This is a genomic window from Lacinutrix chionoecetis, assembly GCF_053604665.1.
The window spans coordinates 56090-73323 of record NZ_JBSHNQ010000084.1; the positions used below are offsets into that span (position 1 = coordinate 56090).

15 protein-coding genes are annotated in these 17234 nt (G+C 34.2%); 8 read left to right on the forward strand and 7 right to left on the reverse strand.

Translation table 11 applies throughout. The features are described 5' to 3' along the window. Window positions 1-63: 63 nt before the first annotated feature. The 4 genes from ACVC43_RS10160 to ACVC43_RS10175 form a co-directional block, all read right to left on the reverse strand. Window positions 64-651 (reverse strand): pseudouridine synthase, encoded by a 588-nt coding sequence (locus tag ACVC43_RS10160; RefSeq protein WP_452224406.1) that lies wholly within the window; start codon window positions 649-651, stop codon window positions 64-66. Between the two features lie 175 nt (window positions 652-826). Then, window positions 827-3121 (reverse strand): DNA topoisomerase 3, encoded by a 2295-nt coding sequence (locus ACVC43_RS10165; RefSeq protein ID WP_452224639.1) that lies wholly within the window; start codon window positions 3119-3121, stop codon window positions 827-829. Window positions 3122-3214: 93 nt separating this feature from the next. Then, entirely contained in the window at window positions 3215-3946 is a 732-nt protein-coding gene (locus ACVC43_RS10170; protein WP_452224407.1) for a DUF6928 family protein, read from the reverse strand. A gap of 92 nt (window positions 3947-4038) precedes the next feature. Then, the gene (locus ACVC43_RS10175; RefSeq protein ID WP_452224408.1) at window positions 4039-4851 is read right to left on the reverse strand and encodes a DUF1853 family protein; all 813 of its coding nucleotides are present in this window, start codon (window positions 4849-4851) and stop codon (window positions 4039-4041) included. Between the two features lie 102 nt (window positions 4852-4953). On the opposite strand from ACVC43_RS10175, the gene ACVC43_RS10180 reads away from it, so the two are divergent. From ACVC43_RS10180 to ACVC43_RS10190, 3 genes are all read left to right on the forward strand, one after another. Next, complete coding sequence (locus ACVC43_RS10180; protein ID WP_452224409.1) at window positions 4954-6507, forward strand: DEAD/DEAH box helicase; 1554 nt, start codon at window positions 4954-4956, stop codon at window positions 6505-6507. 99 nt (window positions 6508-6606) lie between these two features. Continuing rightward, entirely contained in the window at window positions 6607-7728 is a 1122-nt protein-coding gene (locus ACVC43_RS10185; protein ID WP_452224410.1) for a DEAD/DEAH box helicase, read from the forward strand. A 4-nt stretch (window positions 7729-7732) separates the two neighbouring features. Next, window positions 7733-8965 (forward strand): class I SAM-dependent rRNA methyltransferase, encoded by a 1233-nt coding sequence (locus tag ACVC43_RS10190; protein ID WP_452224411.1) that lies wholly within the window; start codon window positions 7733-7735, stop codon window positions 8963-8965. A gap of 69 nt (window positions 8966-9034) precedes the next feature. Here ACVC43_RS10190 and ACVC43_RS10195 read toward each other — a convergent pair whose 3' ends face one another. After that, entirely contained in the window at window positions 9035-9337 is a 303-nt protein-coding gene (locus tag ACVC43_RS10195) for an HPF/RaiA family ribosome-associated protein (RefSeq protein WP_452224412.1), read from the reverse strand. An 84-nt stretch (window positions 9338-9421) separates the two neighbouring features. Continuing rightward, window positions 9422-9748, reverse strand: coding sequence for a hypothetical protein (locus ACVC43_RS10200; RefSeq protein WP_452224413.1), 327 nt, complete (start codon window positions 9746-9748; stop codon window positions 9422-9424). Between the two features lie 106 nt (window positions 9749-9854). On the opposite strand from ACVC43_RS10200, the gene ACVC43_RS10205 reads away from it, so the two are divergent. Genes ACVC43_RS10205 through ACVC43_RS10225 form a run of 5 tightly spaced genes read left to right on the forward strand, consistent with a single transcriptional unit; the run spans window position 9855 to window position 16020 of the window. Beyond that, window positions 9855-11654 (forward strand): SLC13 family permease, encoded by a 1800-nt coding sequence (locus ACVC43_RS10205; protein ID WP_452224414.1) that lies wholly within the window; start codon window positions 9855-9857, stop codon window positions 11652-11654. A gap of 3 nt (window positions 11655-11657) precedes the next feature. After that, window positions 11658-12524 carry a mechanosensitive ion channel family protein gene (locus tag ACVC43_RS10210; protein ID WP_452224415.1) on the forward strand — a complete coding sequence of 289 codons (867 nt, stop codon included), beginning with the start codon at window positions 11658-11660 and terminating at the stop codon, window positions 12522-12524. A 49-nt stretch (window positions 12525-12573) separates the two neighbouring features. Beyond that, the gene (locus tag ACVC43_RS10215) at window positions 12574-14325 is read left to right on the forward strand and encodes a hypothetical protein (RefSeq protein ID WP_452224416.1); all 1752 of its coding nucleotides are present in this window, start codon (window positions 12574-12576) and stop codon (window positions 14323-14325) included. A gap of 1 nt (window position 14326) precedes the next feature. Beyond that, a complete protein-coding gene (locus ACVC43_RS10220) occupies window positions 14327-15286 on the forward strand; it encodes a hypothetical protein (protein ID WP_452224417.1) in 960 nt (319 codons plus the stop codon). Window positions 15287-15291: 5 nt separating this feature from the next. Then, window positions 15292-16020 (forward strand): hypothetical protein, encoded by a 729-nt coding sequence (locus tag ACVC43_RS10225; RefSeq protein ID WP_452224418.1) that lies wholly within the window; start codon window positions 15292-15294, stop codon window positions 16018-16020. A gap of 1000 nt (window positions 16021-17020) precedes the next feature. Here the strand turns inward: ACVC43_RS10225 and ACVC43_RS10230 are convergent. Further along, window positions 17021-17161, reverse strand: a complete 141-nt coding sequence (locus ACVC43_RS10230; protein WP_452224419.1) for a hypothetical protein — start codon at window positions 17159-17161, stop codon at window positions 17021-17023. Window positions 17162-17234 lie beyond the last annotated feature (73 nt).

A 17234-nucleotide genomic window follows, 5' to 3' on the forward strand; every position in this document is an offset into this window, starting at 1 on the left:
TTAATTTAATGCAAAATTAATGAGATTTATTAACTATAAGCTAATTAAACCCATAAATAATAGTTAAAGTAGCTTAGGAATAGCGATGGATTTTATCGTTCCTGGTTTTAAATTATTTAGCTCAATATTACCTACACGCACACGCACCAATCTTAAGGTGGGACAACCCACAGCACTCGTCATTTTTCTAACTTGCCTAAATTTACCTTCGGTTAAGGTTATTGAAATCCATGATGTTGGGCCATGGCGTGCATCACGAATCTTTTTTGCACGTTCCGGGAAATTAGGAGGAGCTTCTAATTTAAACGCTTTACACGATTTGGTTTGGTACTTTTTGCCATCGAAACCAATTTCCACACCGTTTTCTATTGCTTTTATATTTGCTTCGGAAATATCACCGTCCACTAAAGCATAATATTCCTTTTCTATACCCGAAGAATTTATATAATCGCTTAGTTTACCATCTGTTGTTAGTAGCAATAAGCCTTCGCTTTTCTCGTCCAGTCTCCCAATGGGCATTATCCCTTCTGGAAACGGACCTAACTCACCCAAAAAACGTTTACGTTTTTGTTGGGTAGAATTGCTGGCAAATTGCGAGAGCATGCCATAAGGTTTAAATATTTTATAGTGTTTATGCTGTTTTGTGTTCAATTATTAATTTGTTACTATTTGGATTCCGCATCGCGTGCGGAATGACAATGATATAATACCTCTTTGTCAATTCGAGTGTTTTGTGAGGCACGAACAAAATGTATCGAGAATCTTTTTAGTAAGTAATTGCTTCTCGATACAATCCCTTATGCTTCGGCATCACTCAAAGTGACAATTACTTTCCTCTCAAAATTTCAAAAACCAAATCCTTAGTTAGTGTTTGCCCTTTGGTTTTTTCACGAATTAAATCGTAACTAAACCTAAAGTCGCAGCCAGATTTATAATCGCTACAACCGTAAGCCGTTTTACCTTTAATGATAGTTCCTTTATTGCATTTAGGGCAAGTATTCGCTTCAGAAGCACTTGTGGTGGGTGTTTTACCTTTTTTAGGTTCTAATTTTAATTTAAAATTGTCGTCAAACCGTACAAGGCCTTCAACAGCAACATTATCTGTTTTAAAACCTTTTAAATTAACAGTCGACCCTTTTTTAAACAAACGAATGTATTGCTTTTCAGAAATCGTTTTATCTTTAAATTTAAAAGGCACTACAAAATTACACGTCTTATTATATTCTGAACAACCATAAGCCGATTTACCCTTAACAATAGCGCCCTGTTTACATTTCGGGCATTTTAAAGCAGTAATTCCTTGAGTTGTTGCACTTGACTTTTTCTTAGAAGCAACAGATTTATTATTTACTGCAGAAATATTGGCTTTTTTGGTTTCGCTGCGTACTTCGTAAACTAAACGGTCTACCATTTGTTTCATCTGTTTTATAAAACTTGCTGCACTAAATTTACCCTTTTCAATGTCTTTAAGCTGCTTTTCCCATTTCCCTGTTAATTCTGCCGATTTTAATAGTTCATTTTGAATAGTGCCAATCAACTGAATACCTGTTACTGTTGGCAATACTTGCTTTTTATTGCGTTTTATGTATTTTCTTCTAAAAAGGGTTTCAATAATGTTTGCACGCGTAGATGGACGACCAATACCGTTTTCCTTCATGATCTCTCTTAACTCATCGTCATCTACCTGTTTACCTGCAGTTTCCATGGCGCGTAGGAGGGAAGCCTCGGTAAATTGCTTTGGTGGTTTGGTTTGTTTTTCTAAAAACGAAGGTTCGTGTGGACCTTTTTCGCCTTTTTCAAAAGTGGGTAAAATACCAGTCTCCTTGGTTGGTTTTTCGGGCGTTTCAAAAACCACTCTCCAGCCTTTTTCTAAAATTTCTTTTCCTGTGGTTTTAAACTTTACTTTTTCGGCTTTACCAATAACAGTGGTGTTAGACACTTTACAATCCGGATAAAACACAGCAATAAAGCGACGCACGATAATATCGTAAACCTGTTGTTGATTGTATTGCAAATTTATTTGCACACCTGTTGGGATGATGGCGTGGTGATCTGTAACCTTAGCATCATCAAAAACCTTTTTTGTTTTCTTTAGTTTTTTACCATGAAGTGGTTGGGTTAATGTAGCATACTTTGTTAAGTTTTTTAAAATCCCTGGCACTTTTGGGTAGACATCGTTTGGTAAAAACGTGGTATCTACTCTTGGGTAGGTGACTACTTTTTGCTCGTATAATTTCTGAACAATTTTCAAGGTTTCGTCTGCACTAAATCCAAATTTAGTGTTACAATACACTTGTAAACCCGTTAAATCGAATAATTTAGGTGCATATTCGTTTCCTGCTTTTTTCTTAACAGATACAATTTCGAAATCGTGTTTCTTAACAATATTGGCCAGTTTTTCGCCATCTTCAACTTTTAAAAAACGACCCTCCTCGTAACTAAACAACGTGTCGCGATATAGTGTTTGTAATTCCCAATACGGTTGTGGTTTAAAGTTTTCAATCTCTTTAAAACGATTGACTAACATCGCCAGCGTTGGTGTTTGCACACGACCAACAGAAAGCACTTGCTTGTAACCACCATGTTTTACGGTGTATAATCGTGTAGCATTCATGCCCAGTAACCAATCGCCAATGGCACGAGAAAACCCTGCATAGTATAAGTTGTCGTAATTGCTGGCTGGTTTTAAGTTATTAAAACCTTCTTTTATGGCTTCGGTTGTTAAAGAAGATATCCAAAGTCTTTCTACCTTTCCTTTATAATTTGCCTGATTTAATACCCAGCGTTGTATAAGTTCTCCTTCCTGTCCTGCATCACCACAGTTTATTACCACATCTGCCTTATCAAACAAACTTTTTACAATATTAAACTGCTTTTTAATACCTGAATCTTTAGACACTTTGGTCTCAAAACGTTCTGGTAACATGGGTAAATTATTTAAATCCCAGCTTTTCCAATACGGTTTATAATCGTTTGGTTCTTTAAGTGTACAAAGATGCCCAAAAGTATAAGTTACTGCATAGCCATTACCTTCGTAGTAACCATCACGTTTGGTGTTGGCTCCAAGAACAGCAGCAATTTCTCTTGCTACAGACGGTTTTTCGGCAATACAGACTTTCAACAATTTTTCTATTTTTTGGAATTGCAAAGTAGGGATTTTGATTGTAGTTTTAAAAGGAAGTTTTTGGGAGTTATTAACCAATACTTTTATTAATTATAAATCGAAAATATATTTAACTATAAACCTAATAATAAAGAATAACACAATGTAGATAACATATTTAAGCCATTGTGTTCTTTTCTTTATTTTTTTAGTTTCTTTAATTTGCGCTTCAGTATCTGTATAACTATAACCTCTAAATGTTGTTTCGAATAGTAAATCTTCTGCCGAATCTAAAGTCTCACCAATGTAGCGTTCACTTAATTCAAACACAAAATTTTCACCTAATTGATCTTCTGTAAAATCTTCATCTGGATAATCGTCTAACCTATAAATCCGATCGCCATCTGCATTAAGTTTAGATTTTTTAAGTATTGCTATTTCTTCTTGTAAAGGCGGACCAAAATCTACAACAACACCATCATCGGCTGAACCTCCTTTTACTCTTATTTTTTCACCATTTTTAATTAGCGTATAGCCATAGAAGTTAACCACACTATGCAACATCAAACCTGATATTTCAGTGTCGGGAAACGCATTTACCAGAACAACCTCTTCTTGCTTTAAACCTTCTTCTAAAAAGGAATAGGGAAGTGCTGGTATACATAAAATAGTAGTGCCTTTATAACTGCCAATATATAATTCGCCTTCAACTGGATTTAAAATTTCTTCGAAAGCTTTAGAGGCTATTGGCTTAACGTTCTCAAAACCTAAATTTTGAAATAATTCGATTTCATCAATTTGCTTATTTGTATTTATAAATATTGCAGACAGTTTCCAACCCATATGTTGATCGTTTTATACTGCAAAATAGGAAATTCAAGTCTCTATATACAGTGAAGTTATGTAGAGTTATTAACTAAAACACGAATTAAAACCTACCAAGCCACCACAAAACACTTAGTAATCTCTCCATTTTCAAACTTTAGCCATAATATAGGCGCATACTTTTCAGCTTCAAAAACTTTCAGTTCGGGTAAGATAGCATTGTAGGTTTTCCAACTTACATTTGGCGAAACATCTAGTAACCAATCTGTTTTTTTCGGTCTGAAAAATTTACACTTCTTAAAAAAGGGCAACTCAGAATACTTAAAATAAAAACCATAAATACAGTCTGGATTTAATGCTTTAAGTTGAATAGTATGACCATATGCCACAAAAATTTGTGCTTTAAAATAAATTTTCTGAATACACTCTTCGGCTTTAATATTACAATTCTTTAATAACGCTTTGGTTTCACTGGCATAGAGTAGTGGTAATTGCTTCTCTTTTAGTTTGGTTAATTTTTCTAATAAACTATCACGACGCATGGGACCAATACAACAGTCTATTTCGGTATTACCAAGCGTTTTATCAAACAAATAAAATTTAAACTGAATTTCTAAATGCACAGCCTGTTCGCCATCTAAATACAAACAATCCAATTCACCAATTGTGTGTTTCTCTTGGGTTTGTATTTGAGGGTTTTCGCATAGCATATTTATGTTTTTATTTTGAAGCAACTCTGTAGTAACAAAACGTTCCACGCGCTGTCCAAGCCGTATGCGTTCTAATCCAAGACCATTAAAAACTGGTGTTTTCTGCTTGTGTGTTAGTAATGGTTGCATGCCCATAACAGGCTCTAAAAACAAATGTGGTGTATTGTAGAATCCACTAAATTGAGCTTGTAAGTTATCTGAGTTATCTGCCATAAGAAGCATCAAAAATAGTCAATTAAAAATTTTTTTAATATTATTCGTCAAAAGCCTTTAATTCGTTGTATTTTTGCACATCGCAAATTTCAAAAAAAATTAATGAAGGTTACAGCTTTAGAATTAGAAGAAAGACAGGAAGGCAAGAGCTTATACAGCTATCAAAAAGGCGCCATTAGCAAGATTTTCAGGTGTTTTGAAGAAGCTCCAGAAGATTATCACTTATTATACCAACTACCAACTGGAGGTGGAAAAACCGTTATTTTCTCTGAAATTGTACGTCAATACTTAAAGCATCACAAAAAACAGGTTTTAGTGATGACTCACAGAATTGAGTTGTGCAAACAAACCTCTAACATGTTGTCTGAATTTGGTGTTACCAATAAAATTGTAGACTCTAAAGCCGATTTAAGCGACCAAGGCGATTATAATTGCTTTGTTGCCATGGTAGAAACACTTAACAATCGTTTAAACGACGATAAACTTGATATTAGCGATATAGGTTTAGTAATTATTGACGAAGCACACTATAACTCGTTTACCAAATTATTTAAGTTTTTTGAAAAGTCTTTCATTTTAGGTGTTACAGCAACACCTTTAAGTAGTAATATTAATCTACCAATGAAAGACAATTACAATGAGTTAATAGTTGGTGAAACCATTCACTCGTTAATTGAAAACGAATTTTTAGCACGTGCAGAAGTCTATTCTTACAATGTAGGTTTAACTTCTTTAATTGTTGGTGCCAATGGTGACTACACCGTAAAATCTTCAGAAGATTTATACACCAACACAGATATGCTTACCAAGCTTATACAGGCTTACGAGGAGCGTTGTAAAGGCAAGAAAACATTAATATTTAACAATGGTATTAACACGTCTCTACATGTGTACGATACCTTTAGGCGCGCAGGTTATCCAGTAGCGCATTTAGATAATAATAACACCAAAAAAGAGCGTAGAGCCATTTTAAAGTGGTTTAAAGAAACACCAGACGCTATTTTAACTTCGGTTAGTATATTAACCACTGGTTTCGATGAACCAACTGTAGATTGTATTATACTTAACAGAGCGACTAAGTCCTTAACCTTATATTACCAGATGATTGGTCGTGGTTCGCGTATTCTTAAAAATAAAAATACGTTTACAGTGGTGGATTTAGGGAATAATTTACACCGTTTTGGACCTTGGGGAAGCGACCTGGATTGGCATAAAATATTTAGATCTCCAAACTTCTATTTAGATGGTATTTTAAGCGATGAAGATTTAGAGGAAAACTTTAGATATGAAATGCCAGACGAGCTTCGTGCGGAGTTTGCAAAATCTAAAGATGTTTATTTCGACATTAAAGCCATGTACATACAATCGGTTAGAGAAGGTGATTCTTCTAAAGTAATTTTAGAGCGTTCAATTAAGCATCATGCTAAAATTTGTATTGAAAACAGTGAAGATTTATGGGATGCATTAGCCTTGGCTAAATTATTAAAAGACGATATCGATTACCGTATTCAGCGTTATACCAAATGTATTAGTAAAAGTACATTTAACTTTGTAGAATGGCTTAAAGACGACTACAAAAAGAAGTTAAACGCTTATTTACGCAAGAATTTCGATGAGGTTTTTGAAGAAATTCATGGGTTCCCACCTGAGGATTAATTAGTTTACAGTATTCAGTCTTAGTTGGCAGTATTTACGTGAATAGCTAACGTTTTAGTGTTACCAACTCCACAAAAAACAACTTAACAACAAAAACCAATGAGTACTTTTAGAGATTTAGGCATCACAAAAAACTATATAAAATCGCTTAAAGAATTAGGCATTAAAACACCTACCGAAATTCAAGCGCAAGCCATTCCCGTTTTAATAAATTCTAAAGTCGATTTTGTTGGTTTAGCCCAAACAGGAACAGGAAAGACTGCCGCTTACGGCTTGCCTGTATTACATAAAATAAATCCTGGTAAAAATGCTGTTCAAGGTCTTATAATTGCTCCCACTCGGGAATTGGTACAGCAAATAAAAAAGCAGCTTTTTAAATTCACTAAATACAACGACAAAAAAATTTTTGTTGAAGGTGTTTATGGTGGCGAAAAAATAGACATTCAAATTAGTAATTTAAAACGCCCAACGCATGTTATTGTTGCAACGCCAGGACGTTTAGTCGATTTGTTGGATAAGAATATTATCGATTTAAAACATATTAACACCTTAGTATTAGACGAGGCAGACGAGATGTTGAGTATGGGCTTTAAAAAAGATTTAAACACCATTTTAGATGCCACTACTAAGAGTGCCAGAAATACATGGTTGTTTTCTGCAACCATGCCTAACGATTTAAAAACTATAGTTAACCGTTACATTTCTAAAGATGCTGTTCGCGTGGAAATTAACAGAAATAGTATTGTTAATGCTAATATTTCGCATCATTTTGTGCAAACAACTATTGTAGATAAAGCGCATACCATTATGCGTTTATTGGACGATAGGGCAGATGAGCGTGGTATAATATTCTGCAGGACCAAAGCTGGTACACAGGCTTTAAAACAACATTTACAAAAGGAAGGTTTTAATGTCGATGCCTTAGAAGGTGATATGACGCAAAAAGAGCGCGACAAGGTTATGCGTGCTTTTAAGAATACGAATTTGCAGATATTAATTTCAACAGATGTTTCTGCACGTGGTATAGACGTAAATAATTTAGCATTTATCATTCACCACCAACTACCAGAACATTTAGAGTATTATACACACCGAAGCGGACGAACAGCAAGGGCCGGAAAAAAAGGTGAATCTATTGCATTAGTATTACCAACAGAACTTAAAAGGGTTGCCGAAGTAGAAAAAGCTTTAGGCATAAAAATTAAGGAATTGACACTTTAAAAACATGTCTTTATTTTCTGAAAGTATCACTTCATGTTACAAGCCTAAGCGGTTAGCAATCAAACTAAATGCTAAAGGTGAGCAATTTGTATTGCAAGGTCATCCTTGGGTATTTAGCGATAACATTGTTAAAGTTAATAACGATGCAAAAAACGGTGATTTAGCTATTGTTTTTAGTAAAAATAAAAATAGGGTTATTGGACTTGGATTATACGATGCTAATTCGCCTATTCGTATTAAAATGCTGCATAGCGGAAATACACCTGCGACTATTAACGCTGAGTTTTTCGACAACAACATCCAAGAAGCCTTTGCCAAACGTAGCGGATTACTGCAAACAAACACCAACAGTTACAGGCTACTTTTTGGTGAAAACGATGGGTTTCCGGGATTAATTGCAGATGTTTATGCCCATGTGCTGGTGGTTAAAATCTATTCTGAAATATGGCTACCGTATTTAGAAACCTTATTAAAAAGTCTGCAATCGGTTTCCAAGGCGCAAACCATTGTTATTCGCCTAAGTAGAAGTTTGGAGCAATCTAAACTTAATAAGCTTAAAAATGGCGAAGTCGTTTATGGTGTTTTAGAAGATGAGGTCGTGCAGTTTGTAGAGCATGGTGTTCAATTTTCTGCAAATGTTATTAAGGGTCATAAAACCGGCTATTTTTTAGACCATAGAGCCAACAGAAAGCAAGTAGGTGAGTGGAGCAAGAATAAAACGGTGTTAGATGTATTTAGTTACGCTGGAGGATTTTCGGTACATGCCTTGGCTAATGGTGCAAAGGAAGTTACAAGTCTGGATATTAGCAAGCAAGCTTTGGACATCGCCATTGAAAACGGAAAACTAAATACCTATTCTGGTACACATAAAACGATTGCAGAAGATGCCTTTGTTGCTATGAAACGCCTGATTAATAATAAACAAACTTTCGATGTTGTAGTTATCGATCCTCCAAGTTTTGCAAAACAACAAAGTGAAATAGAATTGGCAAAAAAGAAATATGCTCAACTCGCCACATTAGGCATACAACTTACTTCTAAAAAGGGATTGCTGGTTTTAGCCTCATGTTCTTCACGCGTTTTGGCACAGACTTTCTTCGATATAAACGCTCAGGTGTTAAGAGAAAGCAGTAGAACTTCAGACTGTATTTTAAAGACCTTTCATGACAGCGACCATCCTATTGGTTTTCCTGAAGGTGCTTATTTAAAGTGTGGGTTTTACAGATTAGACAGTTGATTTTTTATCTGTATCTATTAAAAAAAGCCACTCGTGAGAGTAGCTTTTGTATACACTAAATTATAATTCTTAATGCGTTTGCATAGCACCTTTTCGTTTGTCCAGTTGTCGCTCTAAAGCACTTACCGAATCGGATGCACTTTTATGAAAAGAATCGGTTGCGGTTTCTGCAAATAATCTTGGTCCCGGAGCGCTTAGTCTTATAGATGTTTTCATTTTAGAGTTTCTGTTGCTTGTGTTCTCTGTCTTAAAAAAAACGTCTGCACGCACAACAAATTCATATTTATTAAATAATTTCTCTAATTTTCCGTTTACGTAACCTTCTAGTTCTGGGCTCGCAGTTACGCCATCATATTCATAATTCACTGTCATATATTTTCGTTTTTTAGTTCATTTATAAATATACAAAACTTAATGCGCTAATTTTCAGTTTTAGTATAAATTTAATATTTGCCTTTATTGCTTTTTAAAATCGTTAAGCCAATGCCTGTGTTCTATCTTTAAGGCATTATAAATAGAATCTGATTCAAGAATTTCTCGACGGATAGAATGATCTTTCTCTAATGTTCCAATGGCATCGTAAACCTTTGATTTCAGTTCATTATGGCGCTTTTCTATAGTCTGTAAATTTTTATTAAAAACTGAACGTTCAAGTTTAGAAATAGAATCTACATAAAACTTATAATAATCAGATTTTTGCTTTATTTCCAAAAGATTATCATAATTACAAGCCACAACAGTTAAGCAAACAATTAATATGAGAATAGGTTTCTTTAAGTGCATCTTTTTTTATACTTTTCTTAAAGTAAATATATCGATATTTATCATTAGAATAAAAACTAAAATCCAAAAAGCGCACTTTAACTAAGTATCAAAATTATATTTAATTATGGATATTCAAATTTTGTTAGTATTTATAATTATTGCTGTCACTGTAGTCATGTTTATTACAGAGATTATGCCTGTTGATAAAATTTCGTTTATCATTATTGTTGCGCTGGTATTGTTGGGTTTAACCACACCTGAAGAAGCCGTAAGCGGCTTTTCTAACGCGGCAACAATTACTGTGCTCATGCTTATGATTATTGCCATAGGTTTAGAGGATAACGGTGTGATAACATTACTAAGTAATGGTATTAAAAAACTGAATGTTCTTCCGCTTATTTTAATGGTTCCTGTGTTTATGCTTGTCTCGGCTGGAATTTCTTCGGTTATAAGTACCACAGCTGTGGTGGTTATTTTTTTAAAGGTGATGTCGCAATTGTCTTCAAAATTTAATTTTTCAGAATCTAAATTACTCATGCCTATTTCTTTTGCAGGTATTTTAGGTGGTAGTTGTACACTTATGGGAACCTCTACCAACTTATTGGTAAATGCCGTTGCTAAAAACAGAGGAGCAGAGGCCATAGGCTTTTTCGAGTTTTCTCTTTACGGATTAATATTTCTTGCTATAGGTGTGGTTTTTATGACGATTGCCAGTAGGTGGTTACCAAAAGGAACAGAACGAAAGCTAAATAACTACAACGAATCTTCGGAGTTTATTTTTACACTGTCGGCTAAGGAAGATTCCGAATTTATAGGCAAACCTTTTTCATCGTTGTCTTTTTACGATAAGTCTGGTATTAAAATTCTTAAACTGCTAAGAGATGGCAATGTACACACCGCTCCAGGAAAAAACACAACCTTACGTGCTGGTGACGAGATTGTTTTACTTAGTGATTTAGAAGATTTTTCTCTTATTTCTGAAGAACATTTCGAATTGTCCTTAAAAAAAGATAATATTGTTGTGGATGAAAACGACGAAAAAAATATAAAAACCTATTTTATTGAAATGCTGGTTTTACCAGGATCGGAATTTATTGGGAAGACCTTAAACGAATTAAAATGGAAACTTGCTGGCGATGGTGTGCCTATGGGCATTCAAAAAAGTAAAATGCTCACCAACAAAAACCTGTATTTACCAAAAGCTTTTAATAAAATGCACGTAAAATCTGGTGATCGTATTCTGGTTAAGGTAAATGAGGCCAACTTAGGCAGGTTTTACGGGTTAGAAAATGTGGTGGTTTTAAGAAGCCATGAAGATAATTTTGAGGTCGATAACAGAAAAAAAATCTGGTGTATTGTAACCATCCTTTGCGTTATAGGTTTAGCAGCAAGTGGTACTTTATCTATTTTAGCCAGCTCTATTGCAGGCGTTGGCGCTTTATTACTTGGTAATTGCATAAACCTATCTAAAATATACAAACGTGTAAACTGGCAAATTATCTTTCTATTGGCAGGGATGATTCCTTTAGGTATTGCTATGAGTAATTCTGGCACAGATACTTGGGTATCTACAAAATTAATTGCACTCTTACACGGACAAAACCAAATGCTTGTTTTAGGCGCCACCTTTGGAATTACCATGCTGTTTAGTGGTTTTATTTCTAACAATGCTACTGCTGTTATTATGACGCCTATTGCGATAGCGCTTGCCAGCGGACTCAATTTACCTCTAAAACCATTTATTTTTGCGGTAATGTTTGGCGCCAATTTTAGCTTTTTTACTCCAATGGGCTACCAAACCAATGCCTTAATTTATGGTACTGGTGCCTACAGGTTTAAGCATTTTTTAATTATTGGAGGTTTGCTGTCTTTTATATTACTTATCGCAGGAACACTTATTTTATCTACACTATTTAAAACGTAAATTATGCTATTATTCATTCAGGAAACAGACAAAGCTGTAAGCAAATTATGGGATAAATTAAATGGGTGGTATGAGGCCATTATTTTAAGATTACCCAATCTCTTAATTGCCATTTTAGTAATGGTTGCGTTTTATTTTATAGCGCGTATTTTATCCTCTCTATTGCGTAAAGTTTTACGAAAAAAATTAAGTAATCAATCGGTTAGGCGCATTATAGTTAAACTTATTTATCTGGTACTGTTATCGGTTGGTTTTTTTATCGCGTTAGGTGTTTTAGATTTAGACAAAGCCTTAACCTCAATATTAGCAGGTGCTGGAGTAGTGGCATTAGCTATTGGTTTGGCACTACAAGGCACTTTAAATAACACCTTTTCCGGTGTTTTACTATCTTTTTTACCAAGAATAAGAATTAATGATTATGTGGAAACTTCAAGCCATAGTGGGTTTGTAGAAGAAATTAGTTTAAGAAATGTGGTGTTGCGTCGTCCGGACAATCATATTGTAGTTATGCCAAACTCTTTGTTTATAGAAGAGCCTTTTGTTAACTACTCGTACACCAGCAGAGGTCGTATTACCATATCTTGTGGTGTTGGGTACGAATCTAATTTAAGAGCTGTAAAACAGCTTGTTTTAGAGGTGATTGAAAAAAACTTTCCGCAGAAAAACAACGAAAAAATTGAGTTTTACTTTACCGAGTTTGGTGACAGTTCCATTAATTTTATTACGCGTTTTTATATCGATTATATAAAGAAAAGCCAGATGTACACCAATCAAAGTGAAGCTATTATGCTTATTAAAGAGGCATTCGATGCTAATGATATAAACATTCCTTTCCCAATTCGTACAGTAAAAATGGAGAAAGAGGAGTAGTTTGTTAGTTATTTTGTAAATTTCAGAAACAACCTGAAATAGCCAGCATATGGACAACAAACCAATTTCCGATTTACATAACCATCCCAGTTTAAAACCCTATGGCAATCCTGCTGATATAAAAAACATATGGGATTTTTTCACCAATAAAAAGCCCAAAGATTATTTTAAAGATATTAGTCCGCGAAAATGGATAATAAATATCGTGTTAAAAAAGATGGCAACCTATTCTCAGTCTAATTTAGACAGTTGCTTTCAAGGCCATAACAGATTAGTGTTTTGCTCGGTTTATCCTATAGAAAAACCCTTTTTAAAACCTGTTAGACCTTTTAAAAAAAGTAAAGGTATTCACCGGTTTATTTTAGGCTTAATTTTCGGGAAAAAAATTACGATAAGTAATATCAATGTCGATAAAAAAATTGTCTCGCTTCTGTCGGGTATTTCAATTAAAACCGCAAGCAGATTAATAGATCCTATTCATGACGACACTGTTGACACCATCGATTATTTTAACGATTATATTTTAGAATATCAGTTTCTACTCAATGCTAATAAAAGTCTTTCAGATAAATTAATACACGGCAAACAGCCAAAATTTCAATTGGTTAAAAATTATGAGCATTTTTTAGAAACCCAAGCCGAAGATACCATTTGTGGCATCATGACTATAGAAGGTATGCATGCTTTAGGTGTTTACAACAAACAGGATTTGTTTGAAAATGCTAAAATTGAAAACCTGCCTTTAGAGCGCCAAAGCAAATTAAAGTTATCGTTTATAGAAAATATAAAAGCACTTAAAGAAGAAGAGTTTCCGCCGTTTTTTATCACCTATGCGCATCATTTCAATAATTTATTAGTTGGGCACGCTAAAAGTTTTATGGATGCCAAAGGGACTTTCGATCCTGGTTTTGCCGATATTTTCGACCAAACCATTGGTCAGGATTTGGGTATTTCAACCTTTGGAATGCTATTGATAATAGACCATTTATTAACTCGTGAAAATGGTCAGCGTATTTTAATAGACGTTAAACACATGTCGGTTTTAGCGCGAAAAAGTTATTACCAGTTACTGGAAAGTATGCGAAGCGAAAGCGATGCACAACAAGATAATGTACCAGTAATTGTTAGCCATGCAGCAGTAAGTGGTCTTGCTACTTTAGACCAGGCTTTAGCCACCAAAGACAGTTTTAACCTCGATAAAAACTCGTATGTGAGTATTTGGGATATTAATTTAACAGACGAGGATATCGTTGAGGTATTTAAGTCGGACGGTTTAATTGGTATCTGTATGCACGATGGCAGGATGCCTGGCAATAAGTTTAGAAAACAACTCAAGAAAGCCGATGATGAAACCACCAGAAAACTGCACGTACAGATGTTTTTAACCAACGTGTTCCATATTGTAAAAGTGAATTTGGCTTATATAAGAAAAGAGAACCAAACACGTACCACCTCAAAAATACCCGAAATCGATGCCTGGAAAACGGTTTGTTTAGGTAGCGATAATGATGGTATTGTAGATCCATTCGATCATTATAAAACGTCTGCCGATTTACCTGCATTTAGAGCAAAAATAACCGAAGCGCTAAACAACTACGTCTTTCTGGAATACCAAGGCTATAATGTGGTAAATTTACCAAGTGAAACGCAATTTACGCTTAAAGAATTAGACGATTTAATGATGAAACAACCCTTTGTAGAGGTTATAGACAAAGTGTTTTACAACAATACAGATGCTTTTTTAAAGAAATATTTTAGTAAAGCATATTTAGCACAACGCGAAGATGATTTAATTGTGTAATATGAAAAAAATCGTGTTAATATTAATAGTATTTGGTTTGCAGATTGGAAGTGCACAATCCGGAACTATCGATGATTTAAGATTAGGTTTTGGTGTCATGCTTTCTGCCGAAGTGCAAAATGGATATCATCTAAAATTTAGAGCGAGTGCCACTGGAGGTATAGGGCATTATCTCGCCATAAATAACAACGGCTTTGGTGCATTGCCCACAGCGCACTTAGGTGTTATGGTTTATAATCGTGGTATTTTAGGGAGCAATTTAAGTGAGGATTATAAAAACTGTGTGTTTTTAGATTTTTTTACCAATGCGACAGTTAATGTTGGTGGTAAGCATATTAATGCTGTAAACAGGATAGAGGAGCGGTTAGTACCTTTATACCATTTTGCAGACTTTACCGCGAATCCGTTGCAGAATACCTTTAAACATTCGGTAGGGATAGGCTCGAATTTAATTTTAAATCCGGATAAAAACCGAAGCACGCAGCTGGTTGGTTTCTTTAATTTTAATATTGCGCGAACGGTTCAAATCTCGTATTATAATGATGGTGGACCCGTTTTAAATGTCTTTGGCGATAAGAAAGACCGTTATTACACAGGTGGTGTCGTGCTTTCCACACATTTTAAAACAAAGGCGTATGTAAACCAAGTAGAGCTGAGTTTCCATAAATTTACAGGCTGGCAACCGTTTGCTTTCGATGCGTCTGATAAATTACAATTAGACCATATTCCTTATAAAAATAAAGAGGTGTTTGGCTTTAACCAACAACAGTGGAAATTAGCTGCAAGAAGTTTTGCTCATAGCTATTCGGCATACCTAACGGCTTACGATGTTAATGTTTGGGACGTACAGGATATTTTGCATTTTTCGCGTGATAATCCGTATCATCCCGATTATTTTTATGGGTATCGTATTGCGTTTGGTGGTGCTTTCGAGCAGTTTAACTATAAAAATAATTTATGAAATTCATGCGTTATATACTCGTTGTTGGCATAGGTGTTTTTCTACTTGCTGCCTGTTCCAATCGTTATAAAATTTCGACGGTAGCCTCTGTAAATGTAGCCGATTATAACATGTATGTGTTCCGGTTATGCGAAAAAATTAAAGTAGAAGGTACCACGCGTTTTATATTATGCGACCAAGGTTGCGAGCCAGACGATATTTTGGCAAATAAGGATATTCAGGTGCGTGAAGAGTTGTATGTACTTGTAGCAAAACAAGGCAACAGCGTTATTTACTTAACCACAAAAACCGATAGGAGTTTCGATTTAACGCCAGATATTTTTAATACCGAAGCGCATAAAGATTATATTTTTGCCAGTGATATCGAGAATATTTATTTTGGGGTTGTAGCTAACAACAACATGGTGTTCACCAATAAGAACGAAACACTAACATTCGACTTACTACCACAAAGCGCCACAGCCTGCGATTTTGTAATTGCGACGTTACTAAGTAAAACCAAAGACGACACACCAATAAACAACCGTTTGGTTACTTTAGATGCTGTGTATAGCGAACCAATACGGTTTGTAGCTTCAAAACGCAATTTGGTAATGCACGTTAAAAAAGCAGATACTTTAGAAACAATAAAAACCATAGACTTAACTGGTAAACAAGTACTTTTTAATACAGGTACAAATTATATAAGCCGTTCGCAACGCAGACGCTTAAAATACCATCCAGAGTTTGATTGATTAGTAGCAAGTTTTTTTTTTAAATGAATAACTACTTATTTAAAAGAGTGCAAGTATTAATTATTAGTAGCGACGTATAATAGAGGTAATATGTTTTGGATAACAATAAATCCTATTTTACATAATATTAATTATAGTACATTTTACAACAATTAGCGAAATAGCGCTTTTGGGCGATATTTGACATAATTACAGATATAATGGCTGCCAGACTTATATCGAGTAATTATGTAAAGTTAATTGTGGCTTTTAATTTGAGAATGATTAAATAGAAATACAATTTGAAAAAAATTTCATCCTGTATAGTTTTTATATCCTGTACAAACCTTCTTAAATTTAAAATACGCGATTCGAATTAATATAGCTGTATTTCATCATTATTTTATTTATTTTTAGTTCTACTACTCTATAAATTGCTTAATTGATCGCTTATTTCGGCTTTATTTTTTTTAACATAGTTGAATGATAAACAAATTTTATCAACCAGTAAGGGAAATAAACTATTTTATCAAATACACTCATTTTCTTTAAAACTTCAAATCTGTATGTGTAGTATAAACATTTATTTTCATGATAAGTTTTATCTTTATCCTCTTCGTAATAATCTATTCCATTTTGATAAGACATGTTTTCGTTTATTTATACTCTTGATTATTCCTAATAAAGCTCTTATATTAAATAAAGGGAGAGTTTAAATATAGTGAATTTTGCAGGAATATATTTGTGGGTAAAACGTAAAGATTTAAACAATTACGGCTCGTTACGCTATATTTTAGACTATTTAGCGTTAAAAAAATGTACCCAAAGTACATTTTTAGCTAAATACAATTTAAAACGAGCTTTTAGTAAAGTGTTGTATCCAAATACAATCATCCGCAGGATAATTGCATTTGTATAGCCTAAAATATTTACGCTCCACTCTCCTATTGTTTTACCAAAATTTTATGAGGTCGTTTTGCCAACGCTTCATCTGGGTAAAAAATACTATTCTATATGATTATTAATCGCCAGGTTTGTGTTTGTGAGGTTTTAATTTTTTATGTTTTGGCTTATTTTCAGGGTTAACCCTTTGCCTCTTGTCTGGTTTACCATTTTCATTTTTTCTTTTAGGACCAGGTTTAATTGCTTCAATTGTAATCATAATATTCTATTTTACTTTATTAATTTTTAATAAATTCTATGGTAACAAATTTAAAAACCAGTTTAAAATTCGT